Origin of the sequence: Loktanella sp. DJP18, from assembly GCF_049310965.1 — a bacterium.
GTDB lineage: Bacteria > Pseudomonadota > Alphaproteobacteria > Rhodobacterales > Rhodobacteraceae > Loktanella.
On sequence record NZ_JBMERN010000265.1, the window covers coordinates 1 to 2,452 of the forward strand.

Below are 2,452 nucleotides of genomic sequence, written 5' to 3' on the forward strand. Positions count from 1 at the left end.
CTAGCGTCTGGCGCGCGGGCGGCCATTCTGCGCACGTCATGGGTCTTTGACGGCACCGGCAAGAATTTCGTCACCACGATGCGCCGTCTGGCCGAAAGCCGGACGGCATTGACTGTCGTCGCTGATCAGATTGGCGGTCCAACGCCGGCGACCGCCATCGCAGAGGCATGCCTGACGATCCTGACATCCCTGCGTGAAGGCAATCCGGGCGGTATTTATCATCTAAGCGGCTCACCGGATGTAAGTTGGGCTGATTTCGCACGCGCCATCTTTGCCGCGACAGGCCAGGGTGTGACCGTAACTGACATCGCAACGCGCGACTATCCGACGCCCGCCCGTCGACCGCAGAACTCGCGGCTTGATTGCGGCACTCTGAAAACAGACTTTGGTATTGATCGCCCGGACTGGTGCCGTGCCGTCATCGATATCGTGAAGGATAATCCATGAGCAATCGCAAGGGACTGATTCTCGCCGGCGGAACAGGGTCGCGCCTCTGGCCGATCACGCAGGGGATTAGCAAGCAACTGATGCCGATCTACGACAAGCCTATGATCTATTATCCCATTTCGGTGCTGATGCTGGCCGGAATCCGGGACATCGGGCTGATCACGACTCCAGAAGACAGACACCAGTTTCAGACGCTTCTGGGCGACGGATCGCAATGGGGCCTCGCGATTACCTACCTGGTTCAGGAACGACCCGAAGGGCTGGCGCAGGCCTATATCGTGGGCGAGGATTTTCTGGACGGCTCCGCCTCGGCGATGGTGCTGGGCGACAATATCTTTTTCGGTCACGGTCTGCCGGAAATGTTGCAAGCCGCCGATCTGCGGACGGCTGGTGGGACTGTCTTCGGCTACCGGGTGTCCGATCCGCAGCGCTATGGTGTCGTTGCGATGGATGCGTCCGGTCAGGTCACTCAGATCGTCGAGAAGCCGAAGCATCCCCCATCGAACTACGCAGTGACGGGGCTTTACTTCCTCGATGGCACGGCACCGGCGCGGGCGCGGCAGATCACGCCATCGGACCGTGGAGAGCTGGAAATCACCTCGCTTCTGGAAACCTATCTGCGCGAGGGTGCCCTGACGGTGGAGCGTATGGGCCGCGGCTTTGCCTGGCTCGATACCGGCACACATGGCAGTTTGCTGGATGCGGGCAATTTCGTGCGCACCCTGCAATCGCGGCAAGGCATGCAGACCGGCTGTCCCGAGGAAATCGCCTTTCAACAAGACTGGATCGACCGCGAAAGACTTCTTTCGCATGCGGACCGATACGACAAGACGGATTACGGCGCGTATCTGCGCAGCCTTGCCTGACGTAGCCTGGCGCGTTTGATCTATCCCAGTCGGCGGGCGGCCCCAAAGGCTGCGAGGGCCGACAGCATCAGAAGCGCTGCCATGGGGGCCGGAACAACGGGTACGTCCGGCGGAGTGCCGCCCCCATCGCCGGGCGTCGTGCCACCACCGCCGCCCGGCGTGGTGCCACCGCCGCCATCAGGGTTAGTGCCGCCGCCCGGAGTCGTTCCACCGCCGCCCGGCGTCGTCCCGCCATTGCCCGGTGGAGTGGTCCCACCATCGCCGTCCGGCGAAGTGCCGCCCGGGCCGACTGGAACAATCACGCCCGGCACGGTGCCGTTGTTGATGGGTATGCCGGCATTCCCGCCCGGTCGCGGGATGGATGAAGCTGGCAGGAATGCGGTCAACGGCGGTGCCAGAAGCGGTGCCCAGAAGGCTTGGGCGGTTCTGACTGGAGACTCTCCAGCGCCGCGCGGAACGACGGCCTCTGCACGACAGAATTCGGCATAACGGCTGTAATAGGCATCCCATTCCCAATCCTCGGCCTCTCGCCCGAGCACGTCGAAACTAAGTTCGTCGCGGCTCAAGCTGCCGACACAAGGGTCGGTCAGACAGAATGCTGGTGCGCGCACACCTTTGGCGGCCGGAAACGGATCGTCATAGCCGCCACCATCGACGCATCCAGTGCCGATCGGATCCATCGTCAGCAACGTAGGCGGAGCTGTTGTACTGGCAGAAACAGGAGATGCCACGGCAAGTACCAAGCAAATAAAACGATACATCGTGCCGATAGCGGCGTCAGCGGTCGCTGAGGTCTCTCCGCGCCGAACGATCCTGAAGATCAATCCTGACATGCAGTCACGGTTGATGCAGCTCCAGCATCGCCGGGCAAGTTGACTTTAGGCTTGGCCTTTCGTTTTCCGGTCCTCCTCCGAATATCAGACATGGCAGGCGGGAGGGCCGTGCAATTTCGTTATCCTCCTAGCCGGGATGACCGCTAAGGCGGCGTCGCCATTCACAGGTGCTCAACAGCCCATGTGTCACGTTTTCTAGCGAAGTCAGTTTCTCCAATAAACGATCGGCAGCTGCTCTCCACTGGCGACGATAGCAAAGGCTGTTTCCACCGCGCAGAGGCGGGTCCAGACCCAGGACGGTCTTAG

At 61.6% G+C, this 2,452-nt stretch carries 3 protein-coding genes; 2 read left to right on the forward strand and 1 reads right to left on the reverse strand.

Annotated features, from left to right (window positions below; all coding sequences use genetic code 11):
* A partial coding sequence (locus ACOI1H_RS24915; protein WP_422440952.1) for an SDR family oxidoreductase occupies nt 1-447 on the forward strand: 447 nt, incomplete at its 5' end.
* Nucleotides 444-1,313, forward strand: a complete 870-nt coding sequence (gene rfbA / locus ACOI1H_RS24920; RefSeq protein ID WP_422440953.1) for a glucose-1-phosphate thymidylyltransferase RfbA — start codon at nt 444-446, stop codon at nt 1,311-1,313. The genes ACOI1H_RS24915 and rfbA, both read left to right, overlap by 4 nt.
* A gap of 20 nt (nt 1,314-1,333) precedes the next feature.
* Here rfbA and ACOI1H_RS24925 read toward each other — a convergent pair whose 3' ends face one another.
* The gene (locus ACOI1H_RS24925; protein WP_422440955.1) at nt 1,334-1,993 is read right to left on the reverse strand and encodes a hypothetical protein; all 660 of its coding nucleotides are present in this window, start codon (nt 1,991-1,993) and stop codon (nt 1,334-1,336) included.
* Nucleotides 1,994-2,452 lie beyond the last annotated feature (459 nt).

Bases quoted from the DNA above. Each gene is read 5' to 3' on its own strand.
- rfbA (WP_422440953.1), top strand. From the start codon at position 444: ATGAGCAATCGCAAGGGACTGATTCTCGCCGGCGGAACAGGGTCGCGC.
- ACOI1H_RS24925 (WP_422440955.1), bottom strand. From the start codon at position 1,993: ATGGATCCGATCGGCACTGGATGCGTCGATGGTGGCGGCTATGACGAT.